Source organism: Nonomuraea sp. AD125B (assembly GCF_041402765.1).
GTDB classification, from domain to species: Bacteria; Actinomycetota; Actinomycetes; order Streptosporangiales; family Streptosporangiaceae; genus Nonomuraea; species Nonomuraea bangladeshensis.
This window is the reverse complement of record NZ_JBGLOU010000012.1, coordinates 43,244-61,121: the sequence shown is the minus strand read 5'-3', so window position 1 is coordinate 61,121 and position 17,878 is coordinate 43,244. Positions and strand designations below refer to the sequence as shown.

General features: G+C 71.9%; 18 protein-coding genes. 10 read left to right on the top strand and 8 right to left on the bottom strand.

Translation table 11 applies throughout. The features are described from left to right. Positions 1-21 precede the first annotated feature (21 nt). Together ACBR40_RS29500 and ACBR40_RS29495 are read right to left on the bottom strand one after the other, a co-directional pair. Positions 22-3,831: a LamG-like jellyroll fold domain-containing protein gene (locus tag ACBR40_RS29500; RefSeq protein ID WP_371250855.1), complete on the bottom strand. Its 3,810-nt coding sequence runs from the start codon at positions 3,829-3,831 to the stop codon at positions 22-24. 130 nt (positions 3,832-3,961) lie between these two features. Further along, positions 3,962-4,432, bottom strand: a complete 471-nt coding sequence (locus ACBR40_RS29495; protein WP_371250854.1) for a hypothetical protein — start codon at positions 4,430-4,432, stop codon at positions 3,962-3,964. A gap of 70 nt (positions 4,433-4,502) precedes the next feature. Between ACBR40_RS29495 and ACBR40_RS29490 the strand changes: the two genes are divergently transcribed. After that, positions 4,503-5,384, top strand: coding sequence for a proline dehydrogenase family protein (locus tag ACBR40_RS29490; RefSeq protein ID WP_371250853.1), 882 nt, complete (start codon positions 4,503-4,505; stop codon positions 5,382-5,384). 13 nt (positions 5,385-5,397) lie between these two features. Continuing rightward, complete coding sequence (gene proC / locus ACBR40_RS29485; protein WP_344208303.1) at positions 5,398-6,192, top strand: pyrroline-5-carboxylate reductase; 795 nt, start codon at positions 5,398-5,400, stop codon at positions 6,190-6,192. Between the two features lie 33 nt (positions 6,193-6,225). Here the strand turns inward: proC and ACBR40_RS29480 are convergent, their stop codons facing one another. The 4 genes from ACBR40_RS29480 to ACBR40_RS29465 form a co-directional block, all read right to left on the bottom strand. Continuing rightward, entirely contained in the window at positions 6,226-6,969 is a 744-nt protein-coding gene (locus tag ACBR40_RS29480; protein ID WP_344208302.1) for an ABC transporter permease subunit, read from the bottom strand. After that, positions 6,966-7,856 (bottom strand): ABC transporter ATP-binding protein, encoded by an 891-nt coding sequence (locus tag ACBR40_RS29475; protein ID WP_344208301.1) that lies wholly within the window; start codon positions 7,854-7,856, stop codon positions 6,966-6,968. Before ACBR40_RS29475 ends, ACBR40_RS29480 begins: the two co-directional genes overlap by 4 nt. Positions 7,857-7,936: 80 nt before the next feature. After that, positions 7,937-8,599, bottom strand: a complete 663-nt coding sequence (locus ACBR40_RS29470; RefSeq protein ID WP_371250852.1) for a response regulator — start codon at positions 8,597-8,599, stop codon at positions 7,937-7,939. Continuing rightward, complete coding sequence (locus ACBR40_RS29465) at positions 8,596-9,750, bottom strand: histidine kinase (RefSeq protein WP_344209091.1); 1,155 nt, start codon at positions 9,748-9,750, stop codon at positions 8,596-8,598. Before ACBR40_RS29465 ends, ACBR40_RS29470 begins: the two co-directional genes overlap by 4 nt. A gap of 132 nt (positions 9,751-9,882) precedes the next feature. On the opposite strand from ACBR40_RS29465, the gene ACBR40_RS29460 reads away from it, so the two are divergent. The 8 genes from ACBR40_RS29460 (at position 9,883) to ACBR40_RS29425 (ending at position 16,263) form a co-directional block, all read left to right on the top strand. Continuing rightward, positions 9,883-11,046 carry an acetoin utilization protein AcuC gene (locus tag ACBR40_RS29460; protein WP_344208299.1) on the top strand — a complete coding sequence of 388 codons (1,164 nt, stop codon included), beginning with the start codon at positions 9,883-9,885 and terminating at the stop codon, positions 11,044-11,046. 39 nt (positions 11,047-11,085) lie between these two features. Beyond that, the gene (locus ACBR40_RS29455; RefSeq protein ID WP_344208297.1) at positions 11,086-11,868 is read left to right on the top strand and encodes a phosphatase; all 783 of its coding nucleotides are present in this window, start codon (positions 11,086-11,088) and stop codon (positions 11,866-11,868) included. Positions 11,869-12,179: 311 nt separating this feature from the next. Next, a complete protein-coding gene (locus ACBR40_RS29450) occupies positions 12,180-12,383 on the top strand; it encodes a helix-turn-helix domain-containing protein (RefSeq protein WP_026214222.1) in 204 nt (67 codons plus the stop codon). 176 nt (positions 12,384-12,559) lie between these two features. Further along, on the top strand, positions 12,560-12,658 hold the full coding sequence (locus ACBR40_RS29445; protein ID WP_018654693.1) for a 30S ribosomal protein bS22: 99 nt from the start codon (positions 12,560-12,562) through the stop codon (positions 12,656-12,658). A 22-nt stretch (positions 12,659-12,680) separates the two neighbouring features. Then, positions 12,681-13,676 (top strand): NAD-dependent epimerase/dehydratase family protein, encoded by a 996-nt coding sequence (locus tag ACBR40_RS29440; protein ID WP_344208296.1) that lies wholly within the window; start codon positions 12,681-12,683, stop codon positions 13,674-13,676. Then, positions 13,673-14,584 carry a lysophospholipid acyltransferase family protein gene (locus ACBR40_RS29435; protein WP_371250851.1) on the top strand — a complete coding sequence of 304 codons (912 nt, stop codon included), beginning with the start codon at positions 13,673-13,675 and terminating at the stop codon, positions 14,582-14,584. Before ACBR40_RS29440 ends, ACBR40_RS29435 begins: the two co-directional genes overlap by 4 nt. Positions 14,585-14,659: 75 nt before the next feature. After that, positions 14,660-15,241: an RNA polymerase sigma factor gene (locus ACBR40_RS29430; protein ID WP_371250850.1), complete on the top strand. Its 582-nt coding sequence runs from the start codon at positions 14,660-14,662 to the stop codon at positions 15,239-15,241. A gap of 2 nt (positions 15,242-15,243) precedes the next feature. Further along, positions 15,244-16,263: an LCP family protein gene (locus ACBR40_RS29425; protein WP_371250849.1), complete on the top strand. Its 1,020-nt coding sequence runs from the start codon at positions 15,244-15,246 to the stop codon at positions 16,261-16,263. 20 nt (positions 16,264-16,283) lie between these two features. On the opposite strand, the gene ACBR40_RS29420 is transcribed toward ACBR40_RS29425, so the two are convergent. Both ACBR40_RS29420 and ACBR40_RS29415 read right to left on the bottom strand, forming a co-directional pair. Further along, the gene (locus ACBR40_RS29420) at positions 16,284-17,162 is read right to left on the bottom strand and encodes an HAD-IB family hydrolase (RefSeq protein WP_344208294.1); all 879 of its coding nucleotides are present in this window, start codon (positions 17,160-17,162) and stop codon (positions 16,284-16,286) included. A gap of 18 nt (positions 17,163-17,180) precedes the next feature. After that, the gene (locus tag ACBR40_RS29415; RefSeq protein ID WP_371250848.1) at positions 17,181-17,876 is read right to left on the bottom strand and encodes a DUF5667 domain-containing protein; all 696 of its coding nucleotides are present in this window, start codon (positions 17,874-17,876) and stop codon (positions 17,181-17,183) included. Positions 17,877-17,878: the final 2 nt, after the last annotated feature.

Genomic DNA, 17,878 nt, shown 5'->3' with positions numbered 1-17,878 from the left:
GGATGGCGCGGGCGCGGGAGATCAGCTGACCGAAGTGTTCAGGTCGGTCTGGATCTCGGTGGGGGTGAGGGCGCGGTTGTAGAGGCGGACTTCGTCGATGAGGCCGGCGAAGTACTCGCCCCACAGGCTGTTGCCGCCGATGCGCAGGACGCCGTTGTCGGTGCGGATTGAGCCTGTCTTGGCGGTTTGGGCGACCTGGGTGCCGTTGACGTAGAGGCGCAGGGTCGTTGCGTCGTAGGTGGCGGTGAGGTGGGTCCAGGTGTTGAGGGGGAGTTGGCTGGGGGCGCCGATGTCGGCGGGGGTGGTGGTGAAGATCGCCGTGTGGGGGCGGTTGGTGTCGCTGCCGGCGGTCAAGGTGTAGGCCTCTCCGCTGGCGTGCTGTTTCATGACGACTGTCCGCCAGCCGGTGACAGTGGTGGGGCGGATCCAGGCTTCCACGGTCATGCCGGTCGTGAGGCGGAGGCTCGGCGCGTCGGGGATGGTGATCCAGCTTGAGGTGCCGTTGAAGGACAGTGCGCTGCCGTAGCGGCCGGAGGTGGTCCAGGTGGTGGAGGTGAGGGTGCCGGTGTGGCCTCCGCCGGAGGTGTCGGCGACCGTCGAGCCGGTGCCCTCGTTCATCCCGTACGCCGCCACCAGCCCCGGCACGGACGGCGGCTGCGTGACCGTCGCCGAGACCTCGGCCGAGGCGGGGCCGACGTTGTTCGCGCCGTCGAAGGCCCGCACCCGGTAGTAGTACGTGCCCGCCGCGAGCCCGGAGTCCGTGAACGACGTGCCGTCGGCCGAGCCCACCTGGTTGGCCCCTGACGGCGTAAAACCGGGCGTGGCCGAACGGTGGACCAGGTAGCCCGTCACGCCCACGTTGTCCGTGGCGGCCGACCAGGAGAGCTGCGCCGAGCCCGGTCCGCCCGCCGCCGTGAGCCCGCCGGGGGCGGTGGGGGCCTGCGTGTCGGGTGGCAGCGGCTGTCCCACCGGGGTGTTCAGGTCGGTCTGGATCTCGGTGGGGGTGAGGGCGCGGTTGTAGAGGCGGACTTCGTCGATGAGGCCGGCGAAGTACTCGCCCCACAGGCTGTTGCCGCCGATGCGCAGGACGCCGTTGTCGGTGCGGATTGAGCCTGTCTTGGCGGTTTGGGCGACCTGGGTGCCGTTGACGTAGAGGCGCAGGGTCGTTGCGTCGTAGGTCGCGGTGAGGTGGGTCCAGGTGTTCAGGGGGAGTTGGCTGGGGGCGCCGATGTCGGCGGGGGTGGTGGTGAAGATCGCCGTGTGGGGGCGGTTGGTGTCGCTGCCTGCGGTCAACGTGTAGGCCTCGCCGCTGGCGTGTTGCTTCATGACGACGGTCCGCCAGCCGGTCACCGAGGTGGGACGGACCCACGCCTCCACGGTCATGCCGGTGGTCAGGCGGAGGCTCGCGGCGTCCGGGATGGTGACCCAGCTTGAGGTGCCGTTGAAGGACAGTGCGCTGCCGTAGCGGCCGGAGGTGGTCCACGCCGTCGAGGTGAGGGTGCCGGTGTGGCCTCCGCCCGAGGCGTCCCCGACCGTGGAGTCCGAGCCCTCGTCCATCGAGTACGCCGCCACCAGCCCCGGCACCGCCGCCGTCGGCTCGTACGTCGCCGTATAGGTCGTCGCGGTCGCCGGAGCCACGACCTGGTGGGTCGCCGCACCCCCGTCCGACCACGACGCGAAGGTGTGGCTGCCGCCGCCCGCGGTCTGCGGCGAGGGCGCGGAGACCGAGTTGCCGGAGCCTGCGATCACGGTCCTGGTGAACGGGGTGATCGTCTGCTCGCTGTTGAAGCCGAGCCGCAGGCCGGGCGGCGACGACTGGAAGGTCAGGTTCACCGTGCGCGGCTGGAGCAGCACGCTCTTGGTGTCGCTCAGCCCCTGGGCGTCGGTCACCGTGAGCCGCAGCTCCAGGTGGGACGGGTAGTCGTGGTCGGGGGCCTGGAAGGACCCGCTCGCGCCGGTGAACGCGGTGATCTCGTGCTCGTGGCAGGTGGTCGGGCAGTGGTGGAGGATCAGCGTCCAGTGCATGCGCGAGCCGGGGACCGTGCCGTCCTGGGCGTCGGTGCCGCTGCCGGAGAATGCGATCGTCTGGCCGACGGCCCAGGTGGTGGTGGCCGTCGGCGCGGCGATGGTCGCCGTGGGCGCGGTGTTGTCGACGTTGACGGTGACCGAGGCGTCGCCCTGGCCGCCCCTGCCGTCGTGGACGCGCAGGCGCACGGTGTACGAGCCCGGCTGGGCGTACGTGAACGACGGCGCGGCGGCGGTCGAGTCGTCGAGGTCGCCGTCGCCGTCGAGGTCCCAGGCGTAGGTGAGCGGGTCGCCGTCGGCGTCGCTGGAGGAGGCCCCGGAGAACGTCACGGCCAGCGGCGCGGCGCCGGAGGTGGCGCTCGCGCCGATCACCGCCGTGGGCGGGGTGTTGGCGTAGAGGTAGCGGACGAGCGTCCCGTGGTCGTAGTCCACGGCGAACAGGTCGCCGCCGGGGCCCGTCTCCAGCTCGACCGTGGGCATGCCGGAGTCGAAGGTCTGGATCGTGGCCGGGTCGGGCAGGCCGTTCGCGCCCTTGGTCATCACCCAGACGCACTGGCGGCTGTAGTCGGAGAAGAACAGCGCGCCGTCGTAGGCGGCCGGGTAGCCGCCGCCGGTGTGGAAGGCGACGCCGCTGGCCGAGGAGCCGCCCGACGGGCAGGGGTCGTTGGGGGCGGGGCGGGCGTTGTGGTTCCAGGCGAAGTACGGCGCGGTGTGGGCGGAGGCGCCGGCGGCGTACAGGTTCTCGCAGAGCGTCAGGTCGAGGTTGTCGTAGCCGCCCTGGCGGCCGGGGCCCTCGTAGCAGGGCCAGCCGAAGTTGGTGACGCCGGCGGTGGGGCTGACGACCCGGTTGATCTCCTCGACGGTGTTCCAGCCGACCTCGCCGAGCCAGATCTCCGAGGTGCCGGGGCGCACGGTGATGCGGAACGGGTTGCGCAGGCCGTGGGCGACGATGCGGGCGGCGTTGGGGTCGGGGCTCGCGGCGTTGGGGTTGCCGGCGGCCGCCGCCCCCGTATCCGGATTTATCCGGATCAGTGAGCCGTCGAGGCCGGCCGGGTCGCCGTTCGTCCGCACGTCCTGCGAGCGCAGCGCCCCGCCCTCCGCCGACGGCGGCGACAGGGCCGTGCCGACCGGCGAGGGCGGGTCGCCGCACGGGTTGTCCGGCGTGACGTCGGAACCGGTCAGGTTGTCCTGGCCGTAGTCGGCGAAGTTGAAGCTGGCGCCGTCGCCGGCCGAGGCGTACAGCGCGCCGTCCGGGCCGAAGCGCAGGTCGCCGACCGAGTGGCTGGGATGCTGCTGGCACCAGTCGGTGATCAGCGGGGTCTCGGCCCCCGTGGGGGAGATGACCGACAGGCGGCCGGTGACCAGGCAGCCGTCACCGGTCGCGCCCGGCGGGGTCGGGCACGGGTCGTCGGCCGCGCCCGCGGTCCCCCAGCGTGGCGCGGTCCCGCCGGGCACGGCGTCGCGGCTGTAGAGGACGTACAGACGCGGGTCGGCGGGAAAATCCGGATGCAGGGCCATGCCGAGCAGGCCGCGGTCCCAGAAGTTGTGCACCTGCGTGCGCAGGTCGGCGTAGACCGTGGGCGTCGTGTCGGACAGCGAGTCGAAGACCTTGATCAGCCCGCTCTTCTCCGCCACGAACACCCGCCCGTCCGGCGCGAACTCCACGTTCGTCGGCCGGGTGAGCCCGCTGAGCACGGTCTGCCGCTGGAACGCCGGCGGCAGCGCCCGCGCGGGCGGGCTCGACAGCGCGAGCCAGCCGGCGGGGAGGAGCAGGAGTGCGGCGAGCGCGCGGCCGAGTCGTCTCACGGGAACCCCCTGGGCTGAGCGACGTCACCCTCGACGCCCCCACGCCTTCGGTGCCTGATCGATGTATCGCAAGGAACCGATCAGTTGTCAGCAGGGGTGTCCGCTGTTGGACACGGAAACCGTTCGCGGCTCAGCGCTTGGCGCCGTCCACGAGCACGCGCTTGCCCAGGGCCTTCTTGAGCTTGACGGTGGTGGTCTTCTGGATGGCGATCATGATGCAGGAGGTGTTCTTCGCCTTGGGCGAGGTGCCCTCGTACAGGGTGATCGTGACCTTCTTCGACGTCTCCTTGACCTTGACGCGGTCCAGCACCGTGCACGGCGCGACGCCCGACCACCAGGTGAGCTGCACTTTCTTGCCCTTGGAGACCGGTTTGGCCTTGGTCCAGCGGACCTTGTGGACGTTGATCGCGTTCCCGGTCGGCTTGACCGGCTGGGGGCCTTCCGACGGCGCCGTCGGAGCGGTGGTGACCGGGGTCACCTCGACCGCCGGCGGCGGGGCAGGGGTGCGGGAGGAGGACGACGCGGCCGGTCGCGTGGCCGGCGCGGTGGCACAACTCGTCGCGAGAACCAGGGACCCGGCCAGAAGAGTCGCTTTCGTCATTGTGCGCATACCCCTACGACGGATCCCGGCGGCCCGCGGTTCAGCGCCCTGCGGGGTTAGTGTGGTCCCCGTGCTCCGTCAGGCCATGCTCGCAGTCTCCCGAAGCGAACGCGCCGAGCGCGTCATCTCCTCCTCGCCGCTGACCAGGGACGTGGTCAGGCGCTACGTCGCCGACGACATCGCCTCCGTGGTCGGCGACCTGACCCGCAGAGGGCTCCTCGTCACCGTCGACCACCTGGGCGAGGAGGTGACCGACAGGGAGCAGGCCGCCGCCGCCGTCGGCGAATACCTCGACCTGCTCGCCCTGCTGCCCGCGGGCGCGGACGTGTCGGTCAAGCTCACCGCGCTCGGGCTGCGGCTGTCGGAGCGGCTCGCGTACGAGCACGCGGCCGACATCTGCCGGGCCGCGGCCGAACGCGGCGTCACCGTCACCCTCGACGCCGAGGAGCGCGACACGATCCACGGGCTGCACGCCGTCCATGCGGCGCTGCGGCGCGACCACCCCGACGTGGGGGTGGTGGTGCAGGCTTACCTGCCGGACTCGCTGGAGCGGTGCGAGAAGCTCGGCGGTGCCCGGGTGCGGCTGTGCAAGGGCGCCTACACGGCGCCGGGGGCCTACACGTCGCCCGCCGAGATCGACCGCTCGTTCGTACGGTGCCTCAAGGTGCTCATGGCGGGGACGGCGTACCCGATGGTGGCCACGCACGACCCCCGGCTGCTGCGGATCGCCTCCACGCTCGCCGTGCTCGACGGCCGGGACGTCACCGGGTTCGAGTACCAGATGCTGTACGGCGTCCGCCCCGCCGAGCAGTCCAGGCTGGCGGGGCTGGGATCGCAGATGCGGGTCTACGTGCCGTACGGGGACGACTGGTACGCCTACCTCATGCGCCGCCTGGCCGAGCGCCCGCGCAACCTGGGGTTCTTCCTGCGGTCGCTGATGTCACGCCGGTGAGTAGGCTGCCAGGATGATTGCGATTCTGGGCACGGGCAAGATGGGCGAGGCCCTGCTGTCCGGGCTGCTGCGGGCCGGGTTCAAGCCGGGAGACGTCCTCGCGACCACCCGCAGGGCCGAGCGGGCGCAGGCGCTGCGCGACACCTACGGCGTGCGCACCGTCACCAACGCCGAGGCGGCGAAGGCGGCCGACACGCTGATCCTGGCCGTCAAGCCGCAGGACATGGCCACCCTCCTGGCCGAGATCGCCCCCTACGTCCCCGCCGACCGCCTGGTGATCACCGCCGCGGCCGGCATCACGACGGCGTTCGTGGAGCAGCGGCTCGGGGTGGACGTGCCGGTCGTGCGGGTGATGTCCAACACGCCGATCAGGTTCGACGAGGCGATGAGCGTCATCTCGGCCGGGGCGCACGCGGGAGAGGAGCACCTCAGGCTGACCGAGAACCTGCTGAAGCCGGTCGGCAAGGTGCTGCGCATCCCCGAGTCGCAGCAGGACGCGGCGACCGCGCTCTCCGGCAGCGGCCCCGCCTACTTCTTCTACCTGGTCGAGGCCATGGTGGACGCGGGCATCCTGCTCGGCATGCCGCGCGCCGCCGCGCTCGACATGGTCACGCAGTCGATCGTCGGCGCGGCCGTGATGCTGCGTGACTCGGGCGAGCACCCGGTGATCCTGCGCGAGGCGGTCACCTCGCCGGGCGGCACCACGATCGCGGCCATCGCCGAGCTGGAGCGGCACAGCGTGCGGGCGGCGTTCCTGGCCGCCATCGAGGCGGCCAGGGACCGCGGGCGGGAGCTCGCGGGCGGCTGAGCGGTCCGGCCCGCGTCCGGGGGAACCGCGCGGTCAGGCGTCGCGGCGGTGCAGCAGGACGCCCGCCGCGACCGCGGCCACGGCGATCCACGCCAGGTAGACGGCGAACCCGCCCCACGGGCTCAGCGAGGAGGGCCCTCCGCCGTCGGTCATGATGAGCTGGCCCGCGTTGGTGGTGAAATACTCCGCGACGGTCCTGCCCCACTTGCCGGGCAACTGGGTGACGACCGTGGGGAGCACCAGGATCAGCGCGATGGCCGTCACGAGCGCGCCCGCCGTATGCCGGACGAGCGTGCCGAGCGCCAGCCCGAACAGCCCGCACGCGGTCAGGTAGAGCCCCGCGCCGACGGCGGACCGCACGAGGTCGCCCGTCGTGACCCCGGCGGGCTGCGTGATCGCCAGGCCGGCGGCGAGCGCCCCGGCGGCGGCGAGCGTGCAGACGACCAGCGAGGTGACGGTGAAGACCACGGCCTTGCCGGCGAGCAGGTGGAGCCGCCGGGGCACGGCCAGCAGCGAGGTGCGGATGCCGCCGGTGCGGTACTCGCCGGAGATCACCAGTACGCCCAGCGCGGCGATCGACAGCGAGGCGAACATTGCGCCGGTCAGGCTCGTCATCAGCGCGTTCTGCACGTCGACGGGCCCTTCGGCGTTCTCCTTGACCGCGAACGAGAGCAACGCGCCGAAGCCGATCATCATGGCGGCGGTGGCGGCCAGCGTCCAGAGCGTCGAGCGGACCGAGCGGAGCTTGGTCCACTCCGACCTGATGATGTCGATCATGACGTGTACTCCAGACTGTCCTTGGTCAGCTCCATGTACGCGGCTTCGAGCGAGGGCCGCACGTGCGTCAGCTCCTCCAGCGGGATCCCGGCCCGCGCCGTGAGGGTGCCGATCTCCAGCGTGCTCATCGTGGTCACGCGCAGGTGGTCGGGGTGCCGCTCGCCCGTGCCGAGCAGGTCGGCGACCTCGGCCAGGCGGGGGGAGCGCACCCGTACGTAGCCCTGCGAGCTGCGCGCGATGAACTCGTCCACGCTCGTGTCGGCGATGAGCCGCCCCTTGCCGATCACGATGAGGTGGTCGGCGGTCTGGGCCATCTCGCTCATGAGATGGCTGGAGACGAACACCGCGCGGCCCTCGGCGGCGAGCTCGCGCATGAACGTGCGGATCCACAGGATGCCGTCCGGGTCGAGCCCGTTGACGGGCTCGTCGAACAGCAGGATCTCCGGATCGCCGAGCAGCGCCGCGGCGATGCCGAGCCGCTGCGACATGCCCAGCGAGAAGCCGCCGACGCGGCGTCTCGCGACCTCGCGCAGCCCCACGGTCTCCAGCACCTGCTCGACCCGGCTCGCGGGCAGCCCGTTGCTCTGGGCGATGGCCAGCAAGTGGTCGCGGGCGCTGCGCCCGCCGTGCACGGCCTTCGCGTCGAGCAGCGCGCCCACCTTGCGCAGCGGGTGCCGCAGCTCGGCGTACGGCCGCCCGTCCACGAGCACGGAGCCGCCGGACGGCCGGTCGAGCCCGAGGATCATCCGCATCGTGGTGGACTTGCCGGCCCCGTTGGGCCCCAGGAAACCCGTCACCCGGCCGGGCTCGACGTCGAACGACAATTCCGCCACCGCGGCGGTGGCGCCGTAGCGTTTGCTCAGGTTCGTTGCCCTAATGGCTGTCATGATCCCAGCGTGGCGGCGCGGGCCGCCGGTTTCTTCCTGCCCGGGGACCGTCTCGCCGGGCAGGCTCTGGGACCAGGGTCCTACTCTCCGGGGCGGACGAGCCCCGCCTCGTAGGCGACGATGACGGCCTGGGCGCGGTCCCGTACGCCGAGCTTGGCGAACAGGCTCGTCACGTGGTTCTTGACGGTCGAGGGGGAGACGGCGAGGCCGGCGGCGATCTCCGCGTTCGAGCGGCCGCGGGCGATGAGGACGAGGATCTCCCGCTCCCGCTCGGTCAGCCCGGCGAGCCGGGCCGTACGCGCGGGTGCGGGCGGGGTCCGCGAGGCGCGGACGAACGTGCCGATCAGCCGGGTCAGCAGCCGCGGCGCGACCGCCGACTCGCCCCGGTGCACCACGCGCACGCCCTCGATCAGCTCCTCGGGGGAGACGTCCTTCGGCAGGAAGCCGTCCGCGCCCGCGCGCAGCGCCGCGAGCACGTTCTCGTCCAGGTCGAACGTGCTCAGCGCGAGCACCCGCACCTCCGGCAGCGCGGCCGTGATCAGCTCGGTGGCGCGGACCCCGTCCAGGTTCGGCATGTGCAGGTCCATGAGCACGACGTCCGGCCGCAGCCGCCGGGCCAGGTCCACCGCCTCCGCGCCGTCGCCGGCCTCGCCCACCACGGACAGGTCGGGCTGGGCGTCGAGCATGAGCCTGAAGCCCGTACGGACCAGCCCGTGGTCGTCGGCGAGCAGCACACGGATCACAGTGTCTCCAGAGGGATGCGGGCGTGTACGCGGAAACCTCCGCCGGGGTGCGGGCCGGTCGTGAGCCGGCCGCCGCAGAGCGCCACCCGCTCGGCCATGCCGCCGAGCCCGAAGCCGGGCGTGCCCGAGCCCGTGGCGCGCCCGTCGTCCACGACCTCGACCTCGACCGCCTCCGGCTCGTACGCCAGCCGCACCCCCGCCCGTGCCCCGGCCGCGTGCTTGCGGGTGTTGGTCAGCGCCTCCTGGACGATCCGGTAGACCGCGAGGTCGACGGGGGCGGGCAGCGCGACGGGCGTGCCGGTCACGGTGAGGCTGGTGGACAGCCCGGCCGAGCGCGCCTCATCGACGAGGGCGGGCAGCCGTTCGGCGCCGACGCCGGTCGCGGCGTCCGGTCCCGTGCCGGCCGCCCCGAGCAGCTCCCCGTCGCGGAGCACGTCGTCGGCCCTGAGCACGTCGAGCAGGCGGCGCATCTCCGTCATCGCCTCGCGGGCGGTCTGCTCGGCGCTCTTCAGCGCGTCCCTGGTGACCTCCTGCTCGGCGGGGAGCGTCGCCCGCGCGCCGCCGACGAGGGCGGTGATGACGGTGATGTGGTGCGCCACGATGTCGTGGAGCTCCCTCGCGATGCGCCGCCGCTCCTCGCGTACGGCGGCGTCGGCGGCCTCGCGCCGGCCGCGCTCGTTGAGTTCCGCACGCAGCCGGACGAGCTGGCCGACGCCCACGGCCGTCGCCACGGCGAACAGGTAGCCCACCCAGTTGCCCTTGCCGGGCTGGAAGATCTCCCCGGTCAGGGCGTAGGCGGCGTAGGCGGCGAGCGCGGTCAGCGCGGTGACGCGGCCGGAGGTGTGCCGGCCCACGCTGTAGAGCGCCACGGCCGCGGGCAGATCGGCGATCGTGACGAGGCGCAGGGCCAGGCCGGCGGCGTCCAGCGCCGTGATCAGGGCCACGGTGAGCACCGGCCGGCGCCGGCGCCACCACAGCAGCGCGGCGCACGCGAGGTAGTGCGCCATGCGCAGCGCTTCCCCGGTCTCCCCCCGCTCGGTCATGAAGACCAGCCCGAGTACGCCGGGAATCGAGATGACGATCACCAGGGCGGCGTCGAAGACCTTGGGACGCCGCAGGAACCGCACGGCTCTCCTGACCGTTCGCCCCATCCGCACGCCCAAAACCCTAAGTCATGAGATGTCCGGCACAGACGGACATTTCGCTCCGAACCCGGGCTACTACGCGAAGTCCGCGCTGCGGTAACGTCGCCCCAAGGCGAGGCGGCACGTGGAGGGGTTGGCATGAGCCGGTCGGTACGGGTGATCTGGGACGACGCTCTCACCTCCTACGACTTCGGCCCCACCCATCCACTGGCGCCCGTCAGGGTGGAGCTGACGATGGCGCTGGCCCGCCACCTGGGCGTGCTCGACCGGGTCGAGCTGGCCGGCTGCGACCCGGCGAGCGACGACGAGCTGGCCTTGGTCCACAAGCGCGACTACGTCGAGGCGGTCAAGCGGGTGTCCGTCTCCGGCGCGCCCGACCTCGGCTGCGGGCTCGGCACCACGGACAACCCGGCGTTCAAAGGGGTGCACGAGGCGTCGGCGCTGATCGCGGGCGCGTCGCTGGCCGCCGCCCGTACGATCTGGGAGGGCGCGGCCGAGCACGCCGTCAACATCGCGGGCGGGCTCCACCACGCCATGCCGGCCATGGCGAGCGGCTTCTGCGTCTACAACGACCCCGCGCTCGCCATCGCCTGGCTGCTGGAGCGCGGGGTGAGCCGCATCGGTTACGTCGACGTCGACGTCCACCACGGCGACGGCGTCCAGACGGTCTTCTACGACGACCCCCGGGTGCTGACGATCAGCCTGCACGAGAGCCCGCGCACGCTGTTCCCCGGCACCGGCTTCCCCGAGGAGACCGGCGCCGAGGGCACGGCCGTCAACGTGGCGCTGCCGGCCGGCTGTGGCGACGCGGGCTGGCTGCGGGCCTTCCACGCGGTCGTGCCGCCGCTGCTGCACGAGTTCCGTCCCGAGGTGCTGGTGACCCAGCACGGCTGCGACAGCCACGCGCTCGACCCGCTCGCCAACCTCATGCTGAGCGTCGACGGCCAGCGCGCCGCCTACGCCGCCCTGCACCGCCTGGCCCACGAGACGGCGGGCGGGCGGTGGATCGCGGTCGGCGGCGGCGGTTACGAGCTGGTCCAGGTCGTCCCGAGGGCATGGACGCACCTGCTCGCCGAGGCGTCGGGCCATCCGATCGACCCGGCCACGCCGACCAGCGAGGAATGGCGCCGGTACGTCAGGGAGCGCACCGGCGAGACGCCCCCGCTGACCATGACCGACGGCCGAAACCCGGAATTTCGTGATATCTCGGCAGGTTATGACCCAGCGGACCCCATCGACCGTGCGGTCATGGCGACCCGCAAAGCGGTGTTCCCCCTGCACGGCCTCGACCCGATGCCCTAGACCCCAGGCCCTGGCGCCGATGTTCTGCGAAGGAAAGCTGTGCTGAGCCGCGACCAACTCCGCGATCACCTCGTACGGACCCGCATCGCCGGCGACGTCGCGACCCCCCGTGAGAACAACCTCGACCACTACAGCTCCCTGGCCAACGGCGACCCCTACTACGCCCTCGGCCTGAGCTTCGACCACCCGTGGTCCTACCGGGACGTGCTCGCGCTCATGGCCAAGTCCGCGGGCGTCGTCGGCGACCCCGGCCACCGCTGGGGCCAGGACACCATCGACCCCGAGCTGACGATCGACGCCCTCGACGCCATGGCCGAGCGCATCGCGGCGGTGCTGGCCCGGCCCGAGCCGCGCATCCTGTTCGCGACCGGTCACCCCACCGGGCTGCTGGCGGTCCACCTGCCGCTCGCGGCGCTCTGCGAGCGGCGCGGCGCGCGGCTGCTGACGCCCGGCGAGGGCTGGACGTACGCGGGCTCGGGATTCGGCCGCCCGCGCCGCATCCGCTACCTCCAGGACGTCGCGATGCTCGACGACCGGGGCAACTTCGTCCACACCCACGACGCCGCGCCGATGCGTCACATGCTCCACGAGCTGGACGGCGACCTGCCCGACCTGGTGATCGCCGACCACGGCTGGGCGGGCGCGGCCGGCGAGGCGGGAGTGCCGACGGTCGCCTTCGCCGACAGCAACGACCCCGGCCTGTTCGTCGGCGAGGCCGAAGGAAAGATCGACGTGGTTGTGCCGTTGGACGACAACGTGCTACCGCGCTTTTACGCTCCGCTCACCGAGCGATTGGTCACTCTGGTCTCATCTGCCCTGTGAGTTCAATTCGGTCAGCTCGATACCGTCTTTTCGCGCCCGCATTCCAAGCGGCTCGCCGTCCCTTTGCCAACTTTTGACAGGGCTCCGGCGACTCTTATGTGTGGCATCTTGGACAGTTCCAAGGTCCAGGCGAGGTGCTCGGTCCGCTGCTCACCAGCGATTTCTCTGGTTCGGCTGACAGACGGCTCCGTCAAGAGAGAAAATAGGGGGTTTGCGCACTCGGAGTCCCGCCTTACGCTGACGGCAGTACACGTGCGTGAGCAATGGCACCAGTGGGGATAACCCGGAAACACGTGCGGAAGAGGCGTCCGATGGGTGCAGGCGAAAGACCTCTCAGCGAGGTGAAGTTCCTGACCGTGGCAGAAGTCGCGACGGTCATGAGGGTGTCCAAGATGACGGTGTACCGGCTCGTACACTCCGGCGAGCTCCCGGCCATCAGGGTAGGCCGGTCGTTCAGAGTGCCCGAGCAGGCGGTGCACGACTATCTGCGGGAGGCCTACATCGAGGCGGGTTGACGTAGCGACGTGATGGTCACGCCGTGAGTGCTGTCGCGGGAGAAGCCCGGCCGCTCGCCACGCGCGGCCGGGGCTCTCGCCCCCCGAGGGGCGATCTACCGTGGATCGCCGGTAGTCTGTGACCCGGTGTGCGCTCGCACTCCGATTCAGACTTGCTATCAGTACCTGGGGGTCCCGTGGGCTCTGTGATCAAGAAGCGCCGCAAGCGGATGGCCAAGAAGAAGCACCGCAAGCTGCTCAAGAAGACGCGCATCCAGCGGCGTAACAAGAAGTAACCAACGCAGCTGCGAGGCGCTGATGACCCACACCGTGCTCGTCACCGGGGTCTCGCGCCACATCGGCGCCCGTGTGTCGAACATGCTGGCCGCCGACCCGGACATCGACCGGGTCATCGGAGTGGACACCGTGCCGCCCCCCTCGCTGACGCGGGACGGCGGTGTCTCCCTGGGCCGGACCGAGTTCGTCCGGGTCGACCTGCGCAGCCCCGACATCGCGCAGGTGATCGCGGCCGCGGACATCGACACCGTTGTGCACATGAGCCTGGTCAGCGCTCCCTCGCGGGGCGGTGGCAGGGCCGCCATGAAAGAGCACAACATCATCGGCACCATGCAGCTGCTCGGCGCCTGCCAGCGGTCGGCGACCGTGCGGCGGGTGGTGGTCCGCTCCACCACCGCCGTCTACGGCTCGTCACCGCGGGACCCGGCGGTCTTCACCGAGGACCTGGAGCCGCACGACGGCCCCAGCCACGGTTACGCGAAGGACGCGTGCGAGGTCGAGGGCTACGTGCGGGGCTTCGCGCGCCGCCGTCCCGACGTGACCGTGTCACTGCTGCGCTTCGCCAACTTCATGGGGCCGGGTGTCGACTCGCCCCTGACGCGTTACTTCACCCAGCCGGTGCTGCCGACCGTGTTCGGCTTCGACCCGCGGCTGCAGTTCGTCCACGAGGACGACGCGGTCGAGGTGCTGCGCCGGATGGCGACGGAGGACCACCCCGGCACGTTCAACGTGGCCGGGGCGGGCGTGCTGCTGCTGTCGCAGTGCGTGCGCAGGGCGGGCCGGCTGTCGATGCCGCTGTTCACGCCCGCCTTCGAGGCGCTCGGCAACGCCGCGCGCCGTCTCGGGCTGGTCGAGTACTCACCCGAGCAGCTCAAGCTCATGTGTTACGGCCGCGCGGTCGAGACCTCCCGCCTGGAGGCCGAGCTCGGCTGGAAGCCGAAGTTCAGCACCGGGGCGGCCTTCGACGACTTCCTGCGCTCGCGGGGCCTGCACCCGCTCGGAGGTGTGCCCAGTTGAGCGTCTCCCACGAGGACGACGACGGCCGTGTGATTCCCATCACCGCCGCGCCCTCCTACGAGCAGGCCGACGACCCCGACCCGCTCGCCGAGCTGCTGGCCTTCCTCCGGCGGCGGATCGACGGCGACTACGAGGTCGACGAGTTCGGCTACGACGCCGAGCTGACCGACAAGGTCTTCCTGGAGCTCGTCCGGCCCCTCTACAACCACTGGTTCAGGGTCGAGACGGTCGAGCTGCACAACGTGCCCGAGGAGGGCGGCGCGCTGGTCGTCGCCAACCACTCGGGCACGCTGCCGATCGACGCGCTCATGCTCCAGGTCGCCATGCACGACGACGTGCACCGGCCGCTGCGGCTGCTCGGCGCCGACCTCGTCTACCAGCTCCCGCTGCTCAGCCACCTGGCACGCAAGACCGGCCACACCCTGGCCTGCCGGGAGGACGCCGACCGGCTGCTGCGCAAGGGCGAGCTGGTCGGGGTGTTCCCCGAGGGCTTCAAGGGCGTGGGCAAGCCGTTCTCCGAGCGCTACAAGCTGCAGCGCTTCGGCCGCGGCGGCTTCGTGGCCTCGGCGATCCGCGCCGGGGTGCCCATCCTGCCCACGGCCATCGTCGGCGCCGAGGAGATCTACCCCAAGATCGGCGACGTGAAGTCGCTGGCCCGGCTGCTCGGGCTGCCCTACGTGCCGATCACGCCGTTCTTCCCGCTGCTCGGGCCGCTCGGGCTGGTGCCGCTGCCGTCGAAGTGGATGATCGAGTTCGGCGAGCCGATCCGCACCGACCACTACGAGCCCGAGGCCGCAGACGACCCCATGCTCGTCTTCAACGTCACCGACCACGTGCGCGAGGTCATCCAGCAGATGCTCAACGAGCTGCGGCTGCGCCGCGGGCACGCCTTCCCGCCGTTCCTCTGACCGCGCGCCCGCCGTGAACCCCGGCGGCCCGTTGTGGCGATACATCTCCGACCGTTCCCCCAGAGAAGGGCGGAGATGATCCTGCAACCCGCCACCCGAGGCGCGGACGCGGAGCTCGTGAACGCCTCATGGACCGAACCCGAGGCGTTCGCCGAGCTGTTCGACCGCTACGCCGGCATGCTCTACCGCTACGTCTCCAAACGGCTCGGTCCCGAGCCCGCGGAGGATCTCGTCGGCGAGACCTTCCTGGTCGCCTTCTCCCGCAGGAGGAGCTACGACCTGGCCTACCCGGACGCCCGTCCCTGGCTGTTCGGCATCCTCACCAAGCTCATCTCCCGGCACCACCGCAGCGAGGCCGCCCGCTACCGCGCGCTGCTGCGCGCGCCGGTCGAGCACACGATCGAGTCGCCCGCCGACCGGGTGGCCGCCGGGGTCAGCGCCCAGGCGGTGCGCGGCGAGCTGGCCGGCGCCCTCGCGTCCCTGTCCGCCAAGGACCGCGACGTGCTGCTGCTCATCGCCTGGGGTGATCTGACGTACGAGGAGGTCGCGCAGGCGCTCGGCATCCCCGTCGGCACCGTGCGCTCCCGCCTCAACAGGGGCAGGCGGAAGGTACGGGCCGCGCTCGGCGACACCAACCCGATGGCGGAGGAGGAGTGACGATGGACGACCTGAAGCTGCTCCGCGACTTCGGCGCGCAGCTGGAGCACGAGCCGCCCGCGACGCTCGTCCGCCAGCGCGAGCGCCTGCTGCGGGCCCGGCCCGTCCGGCGGTGGTGGGCCACCTGGTGGACCGCCGGTCTCGTGGCCGTCGCCACGGCCGCCGCGGTCGTGGTGCCCACGCTGCTGCTGGCCCACGAACGGCCGGTCGCGGTGCCCCCCGCCGGAGCGCGGGACGTGGACGTCAGCGGCGCCATGAACATCCTGCTGGTCGGCTCCGACAGCGTCGAGGGCGAGAACGCGGCGTACGGGCCCTGGCGCGCCCGTCAGCCGGACGGCGGCGGGCGGCGCGCGGACAGCATCATCATCCTGCACGTGCCCGAGGACAGGGGAGCGGTGACGGCGGTCAGCGTCCCCCGCGACTCGCTGGTACGGATCCAGGGCTGCGCGGGCGAGCCGGCCCACGTCGGGATGATCAATTCCACGTACGACCGGCCGGGCGGCCTGACCTGCCTGCGCCAGACCCTGCAGAAGCTGACGGGGCTCACCTTCAAGCACACGATCGAGGTGGACTTCACCGGGTTCAAGGGCGTGGTGGACGCGCTCGGGGGCGTGCAGCTCACCCTGAGCCGCCCGGTGGTCGACCCGCGGGCGAAGCTCAAGCTGCCGGCCGGCAAGGTCACGCTGGACGGCGAGGCCGCGCTGGGGTGGATGCGCTCGCGGGCCCAGGAAGACGGTTCGGACCTCGGCCGCATCAAGCGGCAGGCGCAGCTCCTGCGCGTGATGGCGAAGAAGGCCCAGAGCGCGGCCCTGGACAACGACCGGCTCAAGGCCGTGCTGACCGAGGTGCGCAAGTCCGTACGTACCGACCTCGGCGTGGAGGAGATGGCCGAGCTGGCGGGGCAGCTGACGAAGGCGAAGATCAACATGACCGTCGTGCCGTGGCAGCCCGCCAAGATCGACCGGAACCGGGTCGAGTGGCGGCAGCGCCAGGCCCGCGAGCTGTTCGAGTCGCTGAAGTGACGGGGGGAGCGGGCGGCGGGTCAGACGCGGCGGTAGAGGCGGCGCAGCGCCATGCCGGCCGCGACGCCGCCCGCGATCGCCCCGACGCCCGCCGCGATCGGCAGGGCCTTCAGCGTGGCCTTGCGGCCGGTGCGGAAGTCCTTGATGGGCCAGTCGTGCTTCCTCGCGTGCTCGCGCAGCTCGCTGTCGGGGTTGATGGCCACGGCGTGGCCGACCAGCGACAACATCGGCAGGTCGTTGGCGGAGTCGCTGTAGGCGGTGCAGCGGGTGAGGTCGAGGCCCTCGCGCCGGGCCAGCGCCCGCACGGCCTCGGCCTTGGCGGGGCCGTGCAGCAGGTCGCCGACCAGCCGGCCGGTGTAGATGCCGTTGCCGGTCTCGGCGACGGTGCCGAGCGCGCCGGTCAGCCCGAGCCGCTGCGCGATGACCCTGGCCAGCTCGACGGGCGTGGCGGTGACCAGCCAGACCCGCTGGCCGGCGTCGAGGTGGGACTGGGCGAGCGCGCGGGTGCCGCTCCAGATGCGGTCGGCCATGACCTCGTCGTAGATCTCCTCGCCGAGGCGGACCACGTCGTCGACCTTGGTGCCGGCCACGAACGCCAGCGCCGTCTCCCTCGCCACCGCGATGTGCTCGGGGTTCTCGCTGCCGCGCAGCCGGAAGACCGCCTGACCCACCGCGAACTTGAACAGGTCGGAGGTGGTGAACATGCCGCGCGTGGCGAGGCCCCTCGCGAAGTGGTAGATGGAGGCGCCGCGCATCATCGTGTTGTCCACGTCGAAGAAGGCCGCCGCCTCCAGGTCGGGCTCGACCGGCTGGGCCGGCGCGACGGTGACCGCCGCCCGGGCCGCCGCCTCGCCGGCAGCTTCGGGCTCGATCTGGTGTCGTCGTCCAAAAAGCCGCATGGGCCTCAGCTTAGCTACCTACTGTGGCGCGACCAGACCTTCGATGTAGTGCAGATAGCCCTCCGCCTGGGCCTGCTGGTCGCCGTTGAGCTGCGGAAGCATGGGGCTGACCATCTCTTTCTGGTCCCGTGCGAATTTCTTGATCTTCGGCGAGCGCGGCTCGGCCCGTTCGAGGCGGCTGATGCCCGAGCGGGTGGAGTCCTCCATGTCCTTCAGCGTCTCGCTGACCAGCGGGCCGTCGTCGGCGGAGCCGAGCAGGCTGGCGACCTCCTTGGCGCGGGTCTTGGCGGAGTCCAGCTCGCGCTCGCCGCGTTCGGCGTCGTCGGCGCTGAGCCGGACGAGGGTGCTCTCCGCGGCCCGCTTGAGCGGGTAGAGCGAGTCGCCGGGCACCGACTGGTACGTCGCGAAAGCCGAGACCATCATCCCCGCCGCCAGCCCGAACGAGGCCAGGTGGGACAGCATCGGCCGCCTGCGCGCCCGCCGCCGGGAGGCGCGGGGCCGCGCGTGCCGGCCCGGGGAGGAGGGGAGCGGGGACAGGTCAGTGGCGGCGACGGGCGGGAACGGGTGGGGCGACTGCTCGGCCAGGTGCCGGGAGAGCAGCTCGGCGCGCAGCCGCGCGCGGAAGGCCGGCTCCGGGGCCCCGCCGATGGGCAGGCTCCGCAGCTCCGTGAGGTGTTCGAGCACGCGCTCCCGCCGCCTGCGCGCCCTACGCATGA